General features: G+C 66.6%; 17 protein-coding genes. 7 read left to right on the top strand and 10 right to left on the bottom strand.

All coding sequences use genetic code 11. The features are described 5' to 3' along the window. Nucleotides 1–38 precede the first annotated feature (38 nt). On the bottom strand, nucleotides 39–437 hold the full coding sequence (locus IT430_10315; GenBank protein MCC6908323.1) for a PilZ domain-containing protein: 399 nt from the start codon (nucleotides 435–437) through the stop codon (nucleotides 39–41). Between the two features lie 324 nt (nucleotides 438–761). Beyond that, on the bottom strand, nucleotides 762–1,574 hold the full coding sequence (sdhB, locus tag IT430_10310) for a succinate dehydrogenase iron-sulfur subunit (protein ID MCC6908322.1): 813 nt from the start codon (nucleotides 1,572–1,574) through the stop codon (nucleotides 762–764). Between the two features lie 190 nt (nucleotides 1,575–1,764). On the opposite strand from sdhB, the gene IT430_10305 reads away from it, so the two are divergent. From IT430_10305 to IT430_10295, 3 genes are all read left to right on the top strand, one after another. Continuing rightward, the gene (locus IT430_10305) at nucleotides 1,765–2,688 is read left to right on the top strand and encodes a UbiA prenyltransferase family protein (protein ID MCC6908321.1); all 924 of its coding nucleotides are present in this window, start codon (nucleotides 1,765–1,767) and stop codon (nucleotides 2,686–2,688) included. Between the two features lie 4 nt (nucleotides 2,689–2,692). Then, nucleotides 2,693–4,003, top strand: a complete 1,311-nt coding sequence (locus IT430_10300) for a hypothetical protein (protein ID MCC6908320.1) — start codon at nucleotides 2,693–2,695, stop codon at nucleotides 4,001–4,003. Nucleotides 4,004–4,290: 287 nt separating this feature from the next. Beyond that, entirely contained in the window at nucleotides 4,291–4,707 is a 417-nt protein-coding gene (locus IT430_10295) for a hypothetical protein (GenBank protein ID MCC6908319.1), read from the top strand. A 92-nt stretch (nucleotides 4,708–4,799) separates the two neighbouring features. Here IT430_10295 and IT430_10290 read toward each other — a convergent pair whose 3' ends face one another. Together IT430_10290 and IT430_10285 are read right to left on the bottom strand one after the other, a co-directional pair. Further along, on the bottom strand, nucleotides 4,800–5,300 hold the full coding sequence (locus IT430_10290) for an ankyrin repeat domain-containing protein (GenBank protein ID MCC6908318.1): 501 nt from the start codon (nucleotides 5,298–5,300) through the stop codon (nucleotides 4,800–4,802). Between the two features lie 222 nt (nucleotides 5,301–5,522). After that, on the bottom strand, nucleotides 5,523–6,206 hold the full coding sequence (locus tag IT430_10285; GenBank protein MCC6908317.1) for a transposase: 684 nt from the start codon (nucleotides 6,204–6,206) through the stop codon (nucleotides 5,523–5,525). Between the two features lie 370 nt (nucleotides 6,207–6,576). Between IT430_10285 and IT430_10280 the strand changes: the two genes are divergently transcribed. Then, nucleotides 6,577–7,398, top strand: coding sequence for a YggS family pyridoxal phosphate-dependent enzyme (locus IT430_10280; GenBank protein MCC6908316.1), 822 nt, complete (start codon nucleotides 6,577–6,579; stop codon nucleotides 7,396–7,398). A gap of 133 nt (nucleotides 7,399–7,531) precedes the next feature. Further along, nucleotides 7,532–9,001: an MFS transporter gene (locus IT430_10275; GenBank protein MCC6908315.1), complete on the top strand. Its 1,470-nt coding sequence runs from the start codon at nucleotides 7,532–7,534 to the stop codon at nucleotides 8,999–9,001. A 9-nt stretch (nucleotides 9,002–9,010) separates the two neighbouring features. Here the strand turns inward: IT430_10275 and IT430_10270 are convergent, their stop codons facing one another. The 6 genes from IT430_10270 to IT430_10245 all read right to left on the bottom strand — a co-directional run bounded on the left by IT430_10270 (nucleotide 9,011) and on the right by IT430_10245 (nucleotide 14,215). Continuing rightward, nucleotides 9,011–10,435 (bottom strand): hypothetical protein, encoded by a 1,425-nt coding sequence (locus tag IT430_10270; GenBank protein ID MCC6908314.1) that lies wholly within the window; start codon nucleotides 10,433–10,435, stop codon nucleotides 9,011–9,013. Between the two features lie 77 nt (nucleotides 10,436–10,512). Next, on the bottom strand, nucleotides 10,513–10,995 hold the full coding sequence (gene rfaE2 / locus IT430_10265) for a D-glycero-beta-D-manno-heptose 1-phosphate adenylyltransferase (protein ID MCC6908313.1): 483 nt from the start codon (nucleotides 10,993–10,995) through the stop codon (nucleotides 10,513–10,515). Next, nucleotides 10,992–12,065, bottom strand: a complete 1,074-nt coding sequence (gene lpxK / locus IT430_10260; protein ID MCC6908312.1) for a tetraacyldisaccharide 4'-kinase — start codon at nucleotides 12,063–12,065, stop codon at nucleotides 10,992–10,994. Before lpxK ends, rfaE2 begins: the two co-directional genes overlap by 4 nt. Further along, on the bottom strand, nucleotides 12,058–12,501 hold the full coding sequence (locus IT430_10255; protein ID MCC6908311.1) for a hypothetical protein: 444 nt from the start codon (nucleotides 12,499–12,501) through the stop codon (nucleotides 12,058–12,060). Before IT430_10255 ends, lpxK begins: the two co-directional genes overlap by 8 nt. Next, on the bottom strand, nucleotides 12,498–13,169 hold the full coding sequence (locus IT430_10250; GenBank protein ID MCC6908310.1) for a Maf family protein: 672 nt from the start codon (nucleotides 13,167–13,169) through the stop codon (nucleotides 12,498–12,500). The genes IT430_10255 and IT430_10250 overlap by 4 nt, the downstream gene beginning before the upstream one ends. Continuing rightward, nucleotides 13,166–14,215, bottom strand: a complete 1,050-nt coding sequence (locus IT430_10245; protein MCC6908309.1) for a glycosyltransferase family 9 protein — start codon at nucleotides 14,213–14,215, stop codon at nucleotides 13,166–13,168. Before IT430_10245 ends, IT430_10250 begins: the two co-directional genes overlap by 4 nt. 105 nt (nucleotides 14,216–14,320) lie before the next feature. On the opposite strand from IT430_10245, the gene IT430_10240 reads away from it, so the two are divergent. Together IT430_10240 and IT430_10235 are read left to right on the top strand one after the other, a co-directional pair. After that, on the top strand, nucleotides 14,321–16,207 hold the full coding sequence (locus tag IT430_10240; protein MCC6908308.1) for a hypothetical protein: 1,887 nt from the start codon (nucleotides 14,321–14,323) through the stop codon (nucleotides 16,205–16,207). Between the two features lie 102 nt (nucleotides 16,208–16,309). Then, on the top strand, nucleotides 16,310–17,788 hold the full coding sequence (locus tag IT430_10235; protein ID MCC6908307.1) for a hypothetical protein: 1,479 nt from the start codon (nucleotides 16,310–16,312) through the stop codon (nucleotides 17,786–17,788). Nucleotides 17,789–17,927 lie beyond the last annotated feature (139 nt).

Here is a 17,927-nt window from a genome sequence, read left to right as displayed (position 1 = left end):
GTGCCTGGTCCCCAGTGCCTCAGCGGCGAAGCCGCCGCTCACGCCGCGACGCGCAACTGCCCTCTATACAAGTACCTGCGCAGCCTCGCGGCATCGACGTCGCGGGCGAATTCGCGGAATGCGATCGCCATTCGCGTCGGGCCGGGCGTCTCATCTTCCTCGACCCAGATGATCCGGCCGAGGATGACGATGGACCGGCCCGGGCCGGTGTCGAAACCGGGCGGAAGATGCAGACAAAGGGCCACTTCCGCGCCGATCGGCAGGTTTTCATCCAGTTCGATCTGGGCCCCGCCCTCGGAAATGTCGTACGCGTGACCATCCAGCGAGGCCTCAATCGACTCGATCGGCCGCACTGAAACGGAGTGGTACATCGGCGGAGTGGCAAAGCGGCTGTGCCGCCGGCGATCGGGGCCGGTGAAGGCGAGGGGGGCGCTCATGTCTGATCCTCCATCATTAGGACGCTCATCGGCCGACTTCGGATCAGAAAAGTCCAGTAATCGGCAGATTCGCACAAGTGGAGATCGGCCAGCGCATTATTGGCCTTGAGCCGCCGTGCCCTTTCAGGCGTGATTTTTGAGGGGAAGCGCTATCAGCGACCGCCCGGAACCGTCCGCTCCCGCCGACGGCTAATCGCCCGATGCCCCGATGCCTGCTAGTCCCTAATGCCTAATGCCTAGTGCCTAGTGCCTAGTGCCTAGTGCCTAGTGCCTAGTGCCTGGTGCCCAGTGCCTAGTGCCTAGTGCCTAACTCTTTCCCCCGCCTCAGCTTCCCGTAAAGAACCGCTTGATGGAATGGACCGTCAGGGCCCGGCCCATGGCGCCGATGGCTTCGGTCAGGGGGATGTGTTTCGGGCAGACTTTCACGCAGTTCTGGGCATTTCCGCAGTCATTGAGGCCGCCGGGGCCCATGAGGGCGTCGAGCCGGTCGCCCTCGAGGGACGCGCCGACTTCGTGTTCGTTGAACAGGCGGACTTGGGCGACGGCGTTGGCGCCCACAAAGTTATTGTTTTCAAGGTATTGCGGACAGGCTTCGAGGCAGCAGCCGCACGTCATGCACTCGGAGATGCGATAGCGCATGGCCTGTTTGTCGGGCGTGGAGCGGGGTCCGGGGCCCAGGTCCCACGTGCCGTCGATGGGCACCCAGCCCTTGATCCGCTTGAGTTCGTTGAACATGCGGGCGCGATCGACCCAGAGGTCGCGGACGACGGGAAACTTGGACATCGGCTCCAAAGTGATGACATCGCCGTCGTTTGGGGCGTATTCATCGATAAGGCACGAGCAGGACTGCCGCACCTTGCCGTTGATGACCATGGTGCAGGCGCCGCAGACTTCTTCGAGGCAGCCGGCGTCCCACACGGGTGGTTGCGTCGATTTTCCCTCGATTGTGCGCGGATTGGCGCAGATCCACTGCAGACAGCTGATGACGTTGGCGCCGGGGACGACGGGGACGTCGAACTCTTCCCACCGGCTGGGCTTGCCCGGGCCATCCTGCCGCTTGATGCGCAGGCGGACTTTGCGGGAGGAGCGCGGCGAGTCGATGCTGCGGACGGCGGCGGGTGCGTGGGTGTTGGTCATGGAGTTCTCTGCGATCTGCGATGTTTTCGCACAATTCGATCGGAAAGTGGCGGTATTGTCGTGAGCATGATATGAGCGGCGCAGCCGCCCGGCGAAGCGGGCGTTGCATCGGACGGCGATTTTGGGCCGATAGGGGTGAGGTGCCTGATCGCCGGTGCGGCAGGCCGGGGCAGGGTGCGAGGATCGGGCATTGAGCGCGGCGGCGTATGTCAAACTGGCTCGAGTCGGCGACTGGGCCAAGAACCTGTTCGTCTTTCCCGCGCTGCTCGCATCAGGGAAAACGACCGAACCGGCGGCGATCGGGGCCGCTTTCATCGCTTTTTTTGCGTTTTCGTTCACCGCCAGCGGTGTCTACTGCATCAACGACGCCCTCGACTGGAAGAGCGACCGGCTGCACCCGGTCAAGCGGAAGCGGCCCATAGCCAGCGGGGCCATCTCGCCCACGGCCGGGATGGCGGCGGGAATCGCGTGGCTGGCGGCGGGGATCGGGCTGAGTTTCGCCACGGGCAGCGGCCGGCTCGCGACGGTACTGCTGTGCTACCTGCTGCTGCAGGTGCTCTACAACACGCTGCTCAAGCGCATCGCCATGGTCGATGTCATCACGCTGTCGATCGGCTTCGTGCTCCGCGCCTGGGCCGGGGCCGTGGCGATCGGCGTCATCGCGAGTTTGTGGCTGCTGGAGACGGTGTTTTGCGTGTGTCTGTTTCTGGCGCTGATCAAGCGACTGTGCGATCTGAGTTCACTTAAGGACGGTTCCGCAGTGGGCGAAGCGCGGTGGCACGCGGCGGCGGGCTACCAGAGCGTGGAAGAGTTGAACTGGATGCTCGCCGTCAGCGCGGCGTGCTCGGTACTGACCTTTCTCATGTACAGCCTGTCGAGCCACAGCGCCACCGGGCCGGGCGTGCGCGGGCTGGCGCTGCTCACGCCGCTGGTGGTTGTGGCGATGTTCCGCATCTACCGCGCAGCGCTGCGGGGCACGAGCGACAGCCCGTTTGCGATCCTCACGGAAGACAACGTGGTGATCGCGTGCAGCGTGCTGTTCGCGATCGCTTCGACGGCGCTGCTGGCGATCGCGCCGCTGGGCGAAGCCGTGGACCGGGTGTTCGGGTTGTAATGCGATGAGCAGCGAAGCGCAGCAAGGCGAAACGAGAAGCACGTGGGTCGCCTGGCTGGCGTGCGGCTGGGCGTGCCTGACGCTTCTGGTCGTCGTGCGACTCATCACCAGCGCCGGCGCGGCGCCGATCACATGGGATGAGAAGTACGCGCTGCCGATCATCGAGCGGATCTGGCGCACGGAGTGGTGGAGCAGCGCGCTGCTCGACTACGACGACACGAAAGGGCCGGCGTTCTTCTGGATGTACGCGGCGGCGGGCGAGTTCTTCGGCCGCAGCGTCGCGGTGCTGCGGGCGGTCTCTCTGGTGTGCACGGCGCTGTGGGCGGCGACGCTGGTAGGACTGCTGGGTTCGCGCGAGAGATCAGCGGCGCGGCTCACGCTGGTGATGGGCCTGGCGCTGACGCTGCCTTACGCGCTGGTGATGGGTCAACTGGTGATGAGCGAGCCGAGCTTTCTGCTGGGCTGCGCGGTGATGGCGGTGATCGCCGTGGCGACGCTGAGCAGCGATCGGGAGCGGCTGAGGCGCCTCGACGGGCCGATCATGTTCGGCCTTCTTTTTGCGCTGCTGCTGCATCATCGGATTCACGTCGTGGCGCTGGCGGGGGCGATCGTGCTGATGGCGGCGCAGCGGCAGCGTTGGCAGAGTTGGCCGTGGTTTGTCGCGGGACTTTTTGCCGGTCTGAGCCGGCTGCCGCTTTATCTGCGCTGGGGCGGTCTGGTTGGAGAATCGTTTCAGCATCGCTACAGCATCGGGTTGCGGCTGGATAGTCTCGCGTATCTGAGTGCAGCGCTGCTGCCGACGATCGGGCTGGCGCTGGTCGCCGCGGCGCTGCGCCGGCGGGAACTCGGGCGCAAGACGATCGGGCTGATTGTCTTGTGTGGCGCGGCGGGGGCGGCGCTGGTGGCGATCGCGCCGCCGACGATTTCGAGCGATCCGCAGGCGTTGAACTTCGCCGGGCCGGTGGCGACGCTGCTGCGGCCGATCGCCGATGCGCCGATGCTGCTGGGTGGCGTTTTGGCCGCGCTCTCGGCGCTGGGCGCAATGAGCCTGGCGTCGCTGGCGGCGCTCACGGCTCAGCACGCGCGCGATGCGGAGAAGCGCGTGCAGATCAGCTCATGGCTGGCGCTGCTGACGATCGTGCTGGGCTGGCTGCTGTCGGCGCTCGCGGCAGGGGATGTGTACGACCGCTACCTGCTCGGATTCACCTTCCTCTGGCCGGTGCTGTGCGTGCGGGTCTTGCCGCGGCCGCTGGTGATCGTGCAGTTGATCGGCCAGAGCGCGATCGCAGCGATGCAGGTGTGGGGGCGGGTGTAGGGCGTGAGGGCGTGATGGGTGATTGGGTGATTGGGTGATTGGGTGATGGAGTGACCTGTGGCGCCTGTGATCAGTACGCGACGCCGGGTGATCAGGGTCGGGCCCAAGTCATCAGTCAACTCATCGTGCATCGCGGCGGCGCGATCGAGGCCGCTGCGATGCAAAACAAACGTACCTGTCCCGTTTTCCCTCCCCGTACCTGTCCCGTTTTCCCTCCCCACGGCCGCTGGCTGAAGTGGCTCGCCCGCTGAGCAGAGTCGACTCGGGCGTCGCTGATCACCAGCGCCGTGCTGCATTACCAGGTCGTCGGCACCACGCGCCGCTTTATCCTCTGGGTCACCGCCTCGCCCGCAGGCACCATCCCGATCCCCATCTTCTTCGGCGCGGCGAGTTTCGACGCCCGGCAGTGCGCCAACTACTCGACCTGGCTGCTGGTCATCCCGAACGGTCTGAGCAGCACCGCCTGCCTCTGCGGCGGGCCGGGCACTGCAATGCACCCGGCGGCAAAGGGCGGCACGGCGACACTGGCGATGGTGTGCGATACGGATTGCAGTGGCTTCGACGGCGGCGCGGGGCTGAGTATGCCTGAGAACGCGGGTCCGGCGATCGCGCCGCACCGCCAGGTGGACGCGAACGCGATTGATGTTGCTGACGCGCGCGAGGAGAGAAGGTTCGGGTGCCGGAACTGTCACAAACGGCGGTAGATGGCATAGGAGCGCAGCGGAGTCCTCGACGCCAGTGCTCCTATGTATTGATGATCCGTCCAGCTTTGCTCCGCGATCCCGTTAGGCGATCACTACTTCAAAGCCTCGCGCAGGATGTTAGCAATTCTCCAACGCTGCAAGCGCTCCGCACGGGCTAGCGGCGTCTCGCCATCGCTCGTCGCCAATCGCGGGTCCGCGCCGTGCGCGAGTAGCAGGGAAACGGTCTCGTTGTTACTTCGGCCAATTGCGATCATCAACGGAGTCTCTCCATCGACGTGAACGTTGGGGTTGGCCCCACGCAACAGTAGTTCCGCGACTATGGAGTTGCGCTGTGCGACTACAGCACTGCATAGCGGCGTAAAGCCATTAGATGCTGGCATATCCAGGAGATATGGCTTCTTGTCGAGAATACCAAGAATGACATCGTCGGAGAGATTGGCGCGAATCGCGAAGCACAATTCTTGCGGATCATGCTGAATCTGCGTTTCCGTCCTGACTCGGACACGCAGCCCTCCCAGCCAGCTCAGCCAAGGCACAACAAGTACTACAAGGAACACGCACAGGAGGCCGCCAACAATCCATTCCCGCTTCACGTCAAACTCCCGCGGAATACTGGCTCCGGCTCAACTGAATGATAGCGGCTACGGTTCTGGCTCGTTATGCCTCGGAGGAGCAGGTAACGGGGCAGGACTTGGATGCATTCTCGGTGAGCACATGTCGAGTCGGGCAAGAAAACGGGACAGGCAAGAAAACGGGACAGGTACGTTTATCAGGCAAGGGCAAGAAAACGGGACAGGTACGTTTATCAGGTCTGCTCATGCCTTTGCCCCCTTCCTCGGCCGGCCGCGCGGCCGGAACGTGTGCTCCAGTCCCATCGCCGCCGCCGTCCGCTTCACCCACGACTCGCTCCCGAACGGGCGGCCGCGCTGGACACTCGCCCGCAGCGCCTCCACCTCCGCCTTGCCCTGCGGCCGGTTCACCAGCGCCACCCAGTTCCGCGGCTCGCCCACCGGCCATGGCGAGAGCAGGCGACGATGATCCTCGCCGCCGAACCGCCGGATCCACAACCCCGACCACGGCCAGTCTTCCGCGCGGCGGCACAGATTCGCCCGCAGCGCGTTACGCTCGACATATCGCGCGACCGTCAGGAAGTGGTCATCGCGCTGAATCGGAAACGACTTGAACCGCCCCTGGTACAGGTGCCCGCTGCCGTGGGAGTGGCGGTGTTCCTGCCAGCGGCGGGTGTGCGTGAGCGTAAGCCGCTGCATGAACGGCGAGAGGTCGCCATCGCCGCGCGGCCACACGAGCATGTGCCAGTGATTGGGCATGAGGCAGTACGTGAGCAGCCGCACACCGGGGTGCAGGTCGAGGCAGTGCGCGAGGATGCGCTCGAACGCGTGATAGTCGTCATCATCGTCGAAGATGGCCATGCGATTGACGCCACGATTGAGCACGTGGTAGACGTACCCCCCGGGCGTGGGTCGAGCGGTTCGGGGCATGAGAATGTCTAGGCGCGCCGCCGGCCGCGAGCGATGCCCCCCAACGAAAACAAACGTACCTGTCCCGTTTAGTTAGCTGTCCCGTTTAGTTGGCTGCTCAACGCGTCCGAGGACCGCCGGCGCGTGATCATCGAGCCTTGAGGTTGGACCGCACGCGGGCGGCGCGGCGCGGGTTGGACGCGGCAGCGCTCCGCGGCGGCGAGGCGGCGGCGAGGGTGCGCGTCGGGGCGAACCGGCGCCTGCCCGGACCGGGGGGCGTTGAGACTGGTACAATGGTGGTGAGCCGTGCGAGATGAAGCGTTGCGCGGCAACGGCGGCGCGATCAGCGTCGGCCGGCGGGAGCGCCGGATCAACTCGGAGGCAGGACGCCATGCCCGAAGTCAGCACCAGCACCAGGCCGATGGACACCCTGAAGGAACGCTACGAGGACGTGAAGCGGCGCGTCGAGAGCGCGGCGCTGTCGGCCGGGCGGCGGGCGGAGGATGTGCTCATCGTCGCGGTGACGAAATATGCATCGCCTGAGCAGATCCGCGAACTCATCGAGATGGGTCACGCCGACTTCGGCGAGAACCGCGTGCAGCAGCTGACGCGTCGGGTGGCGGCGGTGGAGGAGTTTCTCGAGCGGCACAAGACGATGACGCCCTCGCGGCCGGTGTCGCTGCCGCCCAAGGTGCGCTGGCACATGATCGGGCACCTGCAGCGCAACAAGGTCAAGAAGGCGCTGGAACTGACGACGCTCATCCACACGGTGGACACGCTGCGGCTGGCCGAGGAGATCCAGGAGTGCGCCTTGCGGCGGGAGGCGCCGGTGGATGTGCTCATGCAGGTGAACGCCTCGTTCGAGCGGCAGAAGTCGGGCGTGGCGATGCCGGCCGCGGCGCACCTCGCCGAGCAGATCGACTCGATGGTTCACCTGAGGCTGCGCGGGCTGATGACGATGGCGCCGCTCACCGACGACCGGGAGGCGATTCGAGGCGCGTTTGAGCGGTGCGCCGACTGCTTTGGCGAGATCCGCAAGCAGGGCATCGGCGGCAAGGCGTTCAACATTCTCTCGATGGGGATGACGAGCGACTTTGAGATCGCCATCGAGTGCGGGGCGAACCTGGTCCGGATCGGCACGGCGATCTTCGGCGACCGGCAGCATCTCGACGCCGATCCTGACCGGCCCGACGGCGAGCCGGACGAAGATTGAGGCGAACGCCCCTGAGGCCGGGCCGCTACGATCTGACTTTCGTTTCCATGGCAAATCCGAGCGCCGCGCGGCAATCCGGGCGAGGCGTCTGGTCGATGTTTCTTCGATGATCCCGGCGGCGGTTCGAGTTCCCATGTCGCAGTCTGCATTCAAGTTGAGCCCGGAGCCGCACCGCCGCCGGGGCGAGTTGCGCCGCAACCTGTCGTCGAGCGTGACGGACGCGGTGGCGTACTGCGTGATGGTGGGCGTGGGCGAGACCTACCTGGCGGCGTTCGCGCTGGCGCTGGGGTGGAGCCAGACGGCGGCGGGTCTGATCGCGACGGTGCCGATTCTGGGCGGCGCGACGCTGCAACTCATCGTGCCGCGCCTCGTGAAGCGGCTGCGGTCGAACCGCAAGGCGGTCGTGCTGTTTGCGACGATCCAGGCGCTGTCGTTCGTGCCGCTGGCGATCGGCGCGCTCGTCGGCTCGATGCCGGTGTGGGCGCTGTACGTCACGGCGACGGTGTACTGGGGCGCGGCGCTGGCGTGCGGCCCGCCGTGGAACACGTGGATGGAGTCGATCGTGCCCGGCCGCATCCGGGCGCGGTACTTTGCCTGGCGGAGCCGGCTGTCGCAGGTCGCGGTGTTTTTCGGGCTGGTCGGCGGGGGACTGCTGCTGCAATTCGGCCGCGAAACCGAGCAGGTGCTTACGGCGTTTGCGATCCTGTTCTCGATCGCGGCGGTGATGCGGTTCGTCTCGATGGTATTTCTGGCGCGGCAGAGCGAAGATCGCGTCGATCATGAGGCGACGCGGCTCGTGACGCCCGTGGCGCTGATGAAGCGCATGACGGGCGGTTCGGACGGCCAGCTGATCGCGTACATGCTCGCCGTGCAGGTGGCGATTCAGATCTCGGGGCCGTACTTCACGCCGTACATGCTCGGCCAGCTGCACTTCTCGTACCAGCAGTACCTGCTGCTGCTGGCGGTGTCGTTCGTGGCCAAGTTCCTCGCGTTTCCGATGTGGGGGCGGGTGGCGCAGCGGCTGGGGGCGCGGCGTCTGCTGTGGATCGGCGGGCTGGGCATCCTGCCGATGTCGGCGCTGTGGATGATCTCGCCGTCGATCCCGTTTCTCGTGGGCGTGCAACTCGCGTCAGGCGTGGTCTGGGCCGCGTATGACCTGGGCGTGTTCCTGCTCATCTTCGAGAACATCGGAGCCCGTGAACGCACGAGCGTGCTCGCGTCGTACAACTTTGCCAACGCGGTGGCGATGGTGGGCGGGTCGGTGCTGGGCGGGGTCATCCTGCGGCTGATGTCGGAATCGACCGACGCGTACATGACGCTGTTCGGCTTGTCTGCGATCCTGCGGATCTTCACGCTGGCGCTGCTGTGGCGCGTCACGGCCGAGCGGCGGCATCCGGTTACGATGGACCTGCGGCCGCTGGCGGTGCGCCCGCAGATGGGCGGCATCGAACGGCCGGTGCTGGCGAGCATGGACACCGAGGACGGTGCGGCGGGGGGCAATGGTCACGCGCCGCCGCCGGAGCGCGATGGTGATGCCGCCGGCGACGAACCGGATTCGAACGACTCAACCGCGGCCGAGGCGCTTGAGGGTGTGGGTGGATAAGCGACCTGCTCACTGATCTTCGATCGTGATCTTGAACGTGACGCTGCCATCGTCGTGGTGTGTGATGGCCGCGCCGGCAAATGCCTTCTCCATCACGCGGCGCATGTGCTCTTCCGGGCTGAGCATCTGCTCGGCCGTGGGCTTTGGCAGAGCGGTCTGCTGACTGGCAGAAAGAGTGGCGAAGACGGAATCGATCGTTTGCTGGATGAGATCGCGCTTCGCGACTTCGAGTTTGCCCTGGGGTGAGTCCGGTTCGGCGCGATCGAGACCAGGGACGATCACCCGAGGGCGCTCTCTCCCGCCGGGCATCGGCCCGGTGGTGAAGCTCATGGATGCGACGCCGTTGAGATTGCCGATGATGGCATTGCCTTCGGCGTCGATCTTCACGCCGCCGGGCTGCTCGAAGGCGTTGCGCTTGAGGGCAGCCATTTGAGGATCGGCGTCCTCCTGGCGGCGCAGCAGGACGGCGAGTTGGTCGTTGATGAGCAGCACCTCGGATGCATACTCCCTCCCGATGGTCTCGATTGCGGATCGCTGCTCGGAAGTCAGGTCGGGCAATTGCAGCGCTTTGTCGATGTACCCAGCCGCTGCGCTCAGGCGATAGATGGTGGGGTATGCGGCGAGATTGAACGCGGCGCGGAAGTCGCTTCCGGCGGGAGGCGGCAGCTGGGTGCTGATGAGTTCGGCGACGCGCACGTTGAGATTGCGAATGGACTGGCACGCATGGTCGAGGCGGTCGCGAGCGCTGCGCACGAGCTCGTCGTCGGCCGCAAGTTGCGCTGAGCTGCGTCGTTTCTGGATTTGCTCCCACTGGTCCTGCGCTTCGCGGCGAGCCTGGAGCAGCGCATCGAGTTCATCCGCCCAGCGGTTGAGCGGAGCGTCGACGAGTTCGCGGCTCTCGGCGGGAAGGTCGAGTTGCTCGACGACGTCGAAGAGATCGACGTTTTCGGCGAAGAAACGGGGTGTCGCCTGAAGCAACAGGCGGCGGCGCTGGTCGCGCTCCACCAGGGGCCAGCGATCGAGCTGATCGCGAGTGAGCAGCGCCTGGATGGAATCGAAGAACTCGCTGTTGAGGCGCTGCCGCGTCGTGCGCCACTGCTCGTGCATAGCGCGCCACTCCACCTGAATCTGCCGCCGGTGATCGGGCTCCTCCGCCGCCTGATTGAAAAGCGAGTCGCGGCGACTGCGATGCGCCTCGGCCGCTGCGCGGTACTGAAGGCTGTAACCGGTAAAGAGCGCCTGGACCAATTCGCGCTGGCCGCCATCGAGTCGAACATGGCGGGCGATGAGATCCACATCGCTCTGGCGGATTTCGACCGGCTCGGCGGAGTCATCGAAGCCTGCGGGCGCCGTCGATGGCGCCGTGAGGAAACAGCCGATGGCGATCAAAGTCGTTGCCCAGCGAAAGCGACCTCTGCTCCTGAGGGCTGGCATGGCGCGATCCTCCGTTATCCGGTGGCTTGCGCTGCAATGATACTGGCGAACCTCGGGTGGAGCCTACTGCACACGACTCAACCGCGGCCGAGGCGCTTGAGGGTGTGGGTCGTTGAGCGGTCTTTGGCGTGTTCGAGGACGACGACCTGCCCGCCATAGGAGCGCACGAACCGGTGGCCGACGACCTGCGATGGTTTGTAGTCGCCGCCTTTGGCCAGCACGTCGGGCCGCACTTTGCGAATGAGCGGCTCGACGCTGTCGGTGTCGAAGTGGACGAGATACGTCACGAAGGGCAGTGCGGCGAGGATTTCGGCGCGGTCGGCCAGCGTGTTGACGGGCCGGCCCCTGCCCTTGAGGCGGCGGACGGATTCATCGTTGTTGAGGCCCACGACGAGCAGCTCGCCAAGGCGGCGCGCGGCGCGGAGGTAGCGCACGTGGCCGACGTGGAGGATGTCGAAGCAGCCGTTGGTGAAGACGATGCGCTCGCCGCGCTTTCGATGTTCATCGAGTCGCCGGAGCAGCGCATCGAGCGTGAGCCACTTGCGAATGGCGGCGGTCATGATCGCTCCAGGTGCTGGCGCACGATGGTGGTGACGCGGCTGATCAGTTCATCGCCGCCGCGCGTCGCTTCGAAGTCGAGGCGGGGCCGATGGACGGCGAGGTTGATTCGTTGCTGTTCGAGCACGGGCTTGATCTTGACCCAGTCTTTGGCGGTGGTGAGTACGCCGGCGGTGTCGCGGGCGCGGCGGGCGATGTCGGTCAGCAGGGCCGCAGTGTATCGGGCATGGTCGGGAAGAATGATGGTATCGGCCAGTTGCGCACCGGCGCGCCCGGCCATGGCGAGGAAGGCGTCCGGGTGGCCGATGCCGCAGACCGCGACGAAGGTGCGGCCGCGGAGCCAGTCGATGGGGCGCGGCTCGGGCGCCTCGGACGAGTCGAGCCAGGACCAGATGGAGCGGAACTCGACGGGCGGCGGTTCGCCGACGATCTGCGCGACGCGCGAGCGAAGGCTGGTGAGCGCATCGGTCGAGGCGAGATCGGCGCGGGTGAGGGCGATGACATCGGCGCGGGCGAGGCTGGCGACGGGCTCGCGCAGGTAGCCGCGCGGCAGCAGCGCATCGCGAAATGGCGGGCGCAGGGTGTCGATGAGGACGATGTCGAGGTCGCGGTGCAACTGGCGGTGCTGAAAGCCGTCGTCGAGGAGGATGACGTCGATGTCCTCGTGGGTGTTCAGGAAGCGCGCGATGGCATCGTGGCGATCGGGGTGGGCGATGACGGGCACGGCGGCGAGGCGCGATTCGTGTTCGAGTTGTTCATCGCTTTTGCCGCCGTGCGTCGATTTGTAGCCGCGCATGGCGATGGCGGGGCGCCAGCCGGCCTGCTGCAGATGTTGCGCGAGCCAGGAGACGACGGGGGTTTTGCCCGTGCCGCCGACGCTGAGGTTGCCGACGCTGATGACGGGGCGCTCGACGCGGTTTGGGGCGTGGCGATCCCAGTAGCGGTTGCGGCGCGCGACGATAGGGCCGTAGATCAGGCTCAGCGGCCGGCCGAGCCAGCGCAGCGCCTGGGGCATCGGACTGCCGGGGCCGGCGATGGTTGCGCGTCGATCGGGCTGAGTTCTGTTATTCATGGCCACCTGCGCGCGGGGCGGCCTTGGCGCTGGCGGACTGCTGCTGGCGCTTGGCGTCGGCGATGTCGGAGAAAGCACCGCGGCGCAGGTCTCGCTGGATGCGGCGGTGGAGGCGCATGGTGTTGAGCGAGTCGGCGATGGCAAAGCCGATGGTGAGCAGCACGAGCAGCACCACGCCGATCCACGCGACGGTGAACTGGGCCGGGCGGCGGTCGCCGTCGGCAATGCTCAGCGCGTAGACGAGCATGAGCGTCAGGGTGAACTGGACGATGGTGTTGGCCCGGCGGATGCGGCGGCGGCTGCGCGGGATGTCGCGCGGGCGCAGGCGGCGCCAGTAGGTGACCAGGGCGCCGATGATGATGACCGCCGCCGGCGCCGTCCACGCGAGCGGGACGAGCGGGCCGTAGTCGGCGGTGAGTTTGGCCAGGAGCATCATGAGGAGGCGGCGTCTTTGGACATGGTGCGGGGCGTGATGTTCCAGCGATTCGCGAGACAGCGGGTCAGTCGCTTCATCGGCAGACCCATGATGGTGGCTGGATCGCCTTGGTATTGAATGGGCCAGCCGGCGGCGAGTCGCTCAGAAAGGTTGTAGGCGCCCGCCTTGCCGCGCCACTGCCCGGTGGCGACGTACTCGTCGATTGAATTGGGAGGAATGGGGCCGACGGTGACCCTGGCGACGTCGAAGAAGAGCGTTTCGCAGCCGGTGGCGACATGGATGAGCGAAACGCCGGTGATCACATCGTGCTCGCGATCGGCGAGGTCGAGGATGATGCGGCGGGCGTCGTCGGCGTCGCGCGGCTGGCCGATGAGCCGATCATCCATCTCGACGACGGTGTCAGAGCCGATGATGAGCGCGTGGGCGGGGAGGAACATCCCACGATTCGAAGACTCATCGTGGGCGTGGAGCGCCGCGCGGGCTTTGAGGTGGGCCAGCGCCGCGGTCCACTGCGCGATGGTGACGCGGCCGGGCCTGAGTTCGCCGTCGTCGATGGCGGTGTCGATGGCGTCCACCTCATAGCCGGCCTCGCGCAGCAGCAGCAGCCGGCGCGGCGAACGGCTGGCGAGCAGCAGGCGCGGCGGATGAGGTGAAGGCGTCGGCGTCACTGCGGTCGCTCCGCCGGCGCTGCGAGGCGCTGGTCGATGCGCTCGATGACCTGGTTCAGGCTGATGCGCTCCATGATGCTCGAGCCCAGCGACGCGTCTTTGTGATTGAGGGCGGCGGGATCGACGGGCGGCTGGATGACCCACTGCTCGCCGCGGTAGGGCCCGACGAGCGATACGTCGGTGGGGCCGAAGAGTGCGACGTAGGGCCGATCGAATCCGACGGCCATGTGCAGCGCTGCCGAGTCGTTGGCAATGACCAGCGACGCGCCGGCGATCACCGCCATGAGGCCGCCGACGGTGGTCGCGCCGACGAGGTCGACGATGGAGTTGTCGCGCTGGGCGAGGTCGAGCAGCGGCTGGATCTGCGAGCGCTCGTCGCGGCCGCCGACGATGACGAGGCGATCGAAACCGGCTCGGCGCAGATGCGGCGCGAGCTGGGCGAAGCGTTCGGCGGGCCAGCGCTTTGAAGCCCAGCGGCTGGTGGGGGCGACGACGGCGTAGGGCGAATCCTGCAGTTGCGCTGCATCGCGCTGCTGGCGCCACCATTGGGTTGCGTCGTCGGGCGCGTAGAGGCGCATGTCGCGCTCGGCCGGCACGCCGTCGGCCTGCAGCAGCGCGAGCATGCGATCGACGGTGTGCATGGTCGCGGGAATGCGGTGGCGGTGGGTGTAGCCCAGGTGCCCGGCTTCGCGCGCATCGGCAAAGCCGACCCGCCGCGGGGCGCGGGTCTGCCAGGTGATCAGCCCGCTGCGGGCGAGGCCTTGCAGATCGTAAACCACGTCGTAGCCACGACTTGCCAGAGCGCGACTCCACGCGAACCACTCCCTGGCCACCGGCAGGCTGCGCCAGAGCCGTGAAAACCGCCGCCGCGGAAACGGAACAACTTCATTGAGGTCGGGATGCGCCCGCACCGCATCGACGAAGGTGTCCTGGACGATCCAGTCGATGGCGGCCTGCGGAAAGGCCCGGCGGAGGCTGACCAGGGCGGGAACGCTGCGGCAGACGTCGCCCAGCGCGCTGGGCCGCACGATGGCGATACGATTCACCGGTTCTGGTGGGTTGCGATTCACAGCATGTAATGTAGTTGCCCCTCGGCGGGGCGGCGACTGGTGGAACTGTCCGAGAGATGCAACGACGCAAGGAGAGTGGTCATGACGATTCTGATTCAACCGCGCCGGCTGGCCGTGGCGGCGCTGTGCACGACGGCGGTGGCGGCGGGCCCGGCGCTCGCCCAGGATGAAGCGCTGCTGGTGGTCCGCGGGCCGGGGCTCAAGCAGATCTTTATCGCGCCCCAGGATGAAGGGCTCGCCCGGGCCATGGGCATGCTCGGCCAGCGCCTGACCGAACTTCCGACCGAGATCAGCATGCTGACGCAAGACGACGAGCACGCGCAGGAGGGCCTGGCACTCCTCAAGAGCGTGATGCCGATGATCGTCGGCATGATCGATCATCCCTGCGAACTGGCGATCATCGATCACGGCGGCATGGTCAACATGGTGCCTGATCTCGATGCCCGCATCATCGTCCAGACCGGCAACCGCGATACCACGGCGCAGATGCACAACGCCGTTCAGTTCCTCGCGCGCATGGCGGCGCAGGAGCACGGCCTGGCGCTGTCGCCCGGCCAGAACCAGCTCATGAGCGTGGCGCTGCCCATGGGCCAGTTCATCTTCGGCCCGGCCAACGAAGCGCAGACGCAGTTCATCGCCGGGTTCGACAGCGCTGGCGACGGGCTCGCCATGGGCGCGCTGACCGTTCCCGGTCCCGCTGAACTGCCCAGCGCCGATCTTGACGGCCAGATCTACTTCAATCTCAAGGCGGCGGCCAGGGTCGCCCAGCGCGTGATGGAGGCCAGCGGCGAGCCGGACGCCATGAACATGAGCCAGATGATCGAAGGCTTCCTCCCCGAGGGCCCGCTCGATCTCATCGGCGCCTCGGCGATCAAGGACGGCCGGCGCTGGTCGGTGCTGCGGATGCGCGGCGGCGTGACGCTCATGCAGGACATCGCCGCAACGATGGAAGGCATGGGCGTGCCGATGAACGTGCAGTTCGAGTCCATTCCGGCCGATTCGTACCGGCTCATTCCGCGCGATGTAACCATGGCCAGCGCGCAGGTGCAGGACCTGAGCAGCTTCGCCGAGCCCGCCAGCATGGCCGCGGCCATGGCCGGCGTGCCCGAACTTGCCGCACTCGTCGATGCGCTCGGCAAGACCTGGGTCGCGTACATGGCCGACGAAACCGGCGGCGGCGGACTTATGTCGCTGGTGATGATCCAGCCCGACGTGGACGGCCCGGCGATGGCCGATGCGCTCTCCAGCCTGGCCAACACCGCCAATCTCCACGCCACGCCGCTGCATGGCTATGTGCGCGTGCGGCAGTGGGACACCACCTCCGGCGGCAAGGCGGCCAGTCTCTTCAGCCTCGCCTTCCCCGGACTGCCCGTGCCCATCGAAGTGTCGCTGGGCGTGATCGACGAGCGGCTCGTCATCGGCGCCACGCCCCAGGGCGTCCTTGCCGCGGTCGATCACTGGCGCAGCGGCCGGCCGAGCCTGACCGACAATCCGCGCTTCAGGCAGGCCAGCGCCGGCATGCTCGAGCACGCCATCAAGGTGTCGTTCATGGACATGCCCGCCACGATCAACCGCGGCTATCCGATTGCGCAGATGGTCGGCGCCGCGGTGGCGAACTTCGTGCGCTCGCCGGTCGATCCCTCGCGCGATCCGGGGCTGGTGACGCCCTCGGTCGCCGCGCTGAGCAAGAACGCGCAGGCATGGATCGGCGTGACGAGCATCGACGGCGATGACTTCGTCTACAAGTCGTCGGGCGATCCCTCGCTCATGGTCAACATCGCCGGCGGCGCGGGCTCCATGGGGGTCACTCCGGCGCTGGTGGGCATCGGCATCGCCGCGGCCATGGCCGAAGAACACAAGCAGACCATCGAGAGCAGAGAGCACATGATGCACATGCACGAGATGGAGATGTTCGAAGAAATGGAAGACGGCGACGACGCCGACGAAACGGATGAAGACATGCGTTGACTTTGACGCACACATGTGGACTCAGCCGGGCGCCGCCGATTCAATTCGGGGGCGTTCGGCTTTTTTCGCCCACGTTGCGGCGGTGGGGGCGTCTGGTTCATCATGCGACACTCGAATGAAGCGCGGCGACGGGGGTGGGCGGCTCAGGCTGTGCTGGCGCTGTCGGTCCTTGCCTGCGCGGCGCTGCCGGCAGCCGCGGCGCCGCCGCGCATTCCGCCTGATGCTGTCGCGTTCTATCGCTTCGATCCTTCGCGGTTCGACTCCAAGACTGCCGCGATGCTGCCGCTGGCGCTGCGCCTGGCCGAGCAGGCGGGGCTGGTGAGCCCGGACTTTCATCCGCTTTTTGACGGCATCCTCGCCGCGAGCGTGGCCGGCGCTGTGCCGCACACGTTGTGTGTGCTCGATCTCGACGCCGAGTTCGATGTGCAGGCGAAGAACGGCTTTCGGCTTACGCAGCTGCAGAGCGTGCTCGTGCTCGAGTCGTCGCGCGACCACCGCGGGTTTCTTTCCACGCTGGGCACGATCCTCTCGCACTATCAAAGTGAGGCGCCGGCCGGCGATGGAGCAGGCCAGGCCGCGAGCGGCGGGCAGGAGCTGTTTGACCTCCCGACCGGCAGCCGGGCGGCGCGATTCAGCCAACCGAACTGGTCGCCATGGCAGATAGTGGAATGGGCTTCGCTGCCCGATTCGTTCGTCGTCGGGCTCGGGCGCGGCTCGCTGGAGCGCTGGGTCAACGCGCAGGCGGCCGGCGCCGAGAATCCGACGCTGACTCTGCACCGCCTCACCGTGCAGCAGCAGCAGCGCGATGCAGTCGAGCCGTCGTTTCTCGAGATCTGGATCAACTTCGAGCGCCTGCACGAAACCATGCCCGACATCCTCGCGCAGGGCCGGCCGCGCCGCATGCTCACGACGTGGCGTCTCGATGGCGCGCGCAACTGGATGTTTCACGGCCGGTGGAGGGGCGCCTTTCTCGTGGCCGATCTCACCTGGCAGCGGCGCCGTGACCGGCACGATCTCGTCGTGAGTCGTTCGCTCACGCTCGATCACTGGCCGGATGACCTCACGCTGCCCAGGCCGGCGGGGGAGTACTGCGTGGTCATTCCGATCGACTTCGCCGCCGCGTTCGATCGGGTGCTGGGCGCCTATCGCGACACGCTCGCGGCCGACAAACTGGATGAGTTTGACGCGAGCGTGAAGCAGTATCGGCTGCGCCAGCGGGCGACGTACGATGCGCTCTGGTCGGCGTTTGAGCCGCACGTGGTGCTGAGCAACGATCCGCCGCCGGCGGTGCCGGTGCCGGGCGCGACGACGGTGTACTTCGAACTCAAGGACGCACGCCAGGCGGCGGCGACGCAGCGCCGGCTCGAATCGCTGCTCGAACAGTTCATGAAGTCCGACGATCCGCAGCGCCTTGGCGAGTCCGTCGTCCGCCACGAGCGCACCGGCAACTACTACTGGCTCCAACTCGAAAAAAGCGGGACCTTGCGCGTGCCTTCATGGGGCTGGGTCGGCCCGTACCTCGTTGGGGGCTGGGGCCCGAGTGTGGTCGAACACAACCGGGCGAAGTTGGGCGGGAAGTGAATGCGGGTGCCATGCTTCATCGGCTCTGCGTGAAGCATGCCGGGGGTGATGACGCGGACGAATCTGTTCAGTTGTGAGACCTCCCAGCGATCTCGCATGCTTCGCCCGAAGCGGGTCGAAGCAGGGTGCCGTTGGAATC

The sequence above is a fragment of the Phycisphaerales bacterium genome (assembly GCA_020852515.1).
Classification (GTDB): domain Bacteria; phylum Planctomycetota; class Phycisphaerae; order Phycisphaerales; family UBA5793; genus UBA5793.
The sequence above is the reverse complement of the archived record's forward strand: the minus strand, read 5'-3'. Positions and strand labels throughout refer to the sequence as shown.

Excerpts from the sequence above, each read along its gene's own strand:
- IT430_10280 (MCC6908316.1), top strand. The coding sequence starts at position 6,577 with ATGCCCGAAGTCAGCACCAGCACCAGGCCGATGGACACCCTGAAGGAA.
- IT430_10240 (MCC6908308.1), top strand. The coding sequence starts at position 14,321 with ATGACGATTCTGATTCAACCGCGCCGGCTGGCCGTGGCGGCGCTGTGC.
- IT430_10300 (MCC6908320.1), top strand. The coding sequence starts at position 2,693 with ATGAGCAGCGAAGCGCAGCAAGGCGAAACGAGAAGCACGTGGGTCGCC.
- lpxK (MCC6908312.1), bottom strand. The coding sequence starts at position 12,065 with ATGAATAACAGAACTCAGCCCGATCGACGCGCAACCATCGCCGGCCCC.
- rfaE2 (MCC6908313.1), bottom strand. The coding sequence starts at position 10,995 with ATGACCGCCGCCATTCGCAAGTGGCTCACGCTCGATGCGCTGCTCCGG.
- IT430_10235 (MCC6908307.1), top strand. The coding sequence starts at position 16,310 with ATGCGACACTCGAATGAAGCGCGGCGACGGGGGTGGGCGGCTCAGGCT.
- IT430_10270 (MCC6908314.1), bottom strand. The coding sequence starts at position 10,435 with ATGCCAGCCCTCAGGAGCAGAGGTCGCTTTCGCTGGGCAACGACTTTG.
- sdhB (MCC6908322.1), bottom strand. The coding sequence starts at position 1,574 with ATGACCAACACCCACGCACCCGCCGCCGTCCGCAGCATCGACTCGCCG.
- IT430_10315 (MCC6908323.1), bottom strand. The coding sequence starts at position 437 with ATGAGCGCCCCCCTCGCCTTCACCGGCCCCGATCGCCGGCGGCACAGC.
- IT430_10275 (MCC6908315.1), top strand. The coding sequence starts at position 7,532 with ATGTCGCAGTCTGCATTCAAGTTGAGCCCGGAGCCGCACCGCCGCCGG.
- IT430_10285 (MCC6908317.1), bottom strand. The coding sequence starts at position 6,206 with ATGCCCCGAACCGCTCGACCCACGCCCGGGGGGTACGTCTACCACGTG.
- IT430_10255 (MCC6908311.1), bottom strand. The coding sequence starts at position 12,501 with ATGATGCTCCTGGCCAAACTCACCGCCGACTACGGCCCGCTCGTCCCG.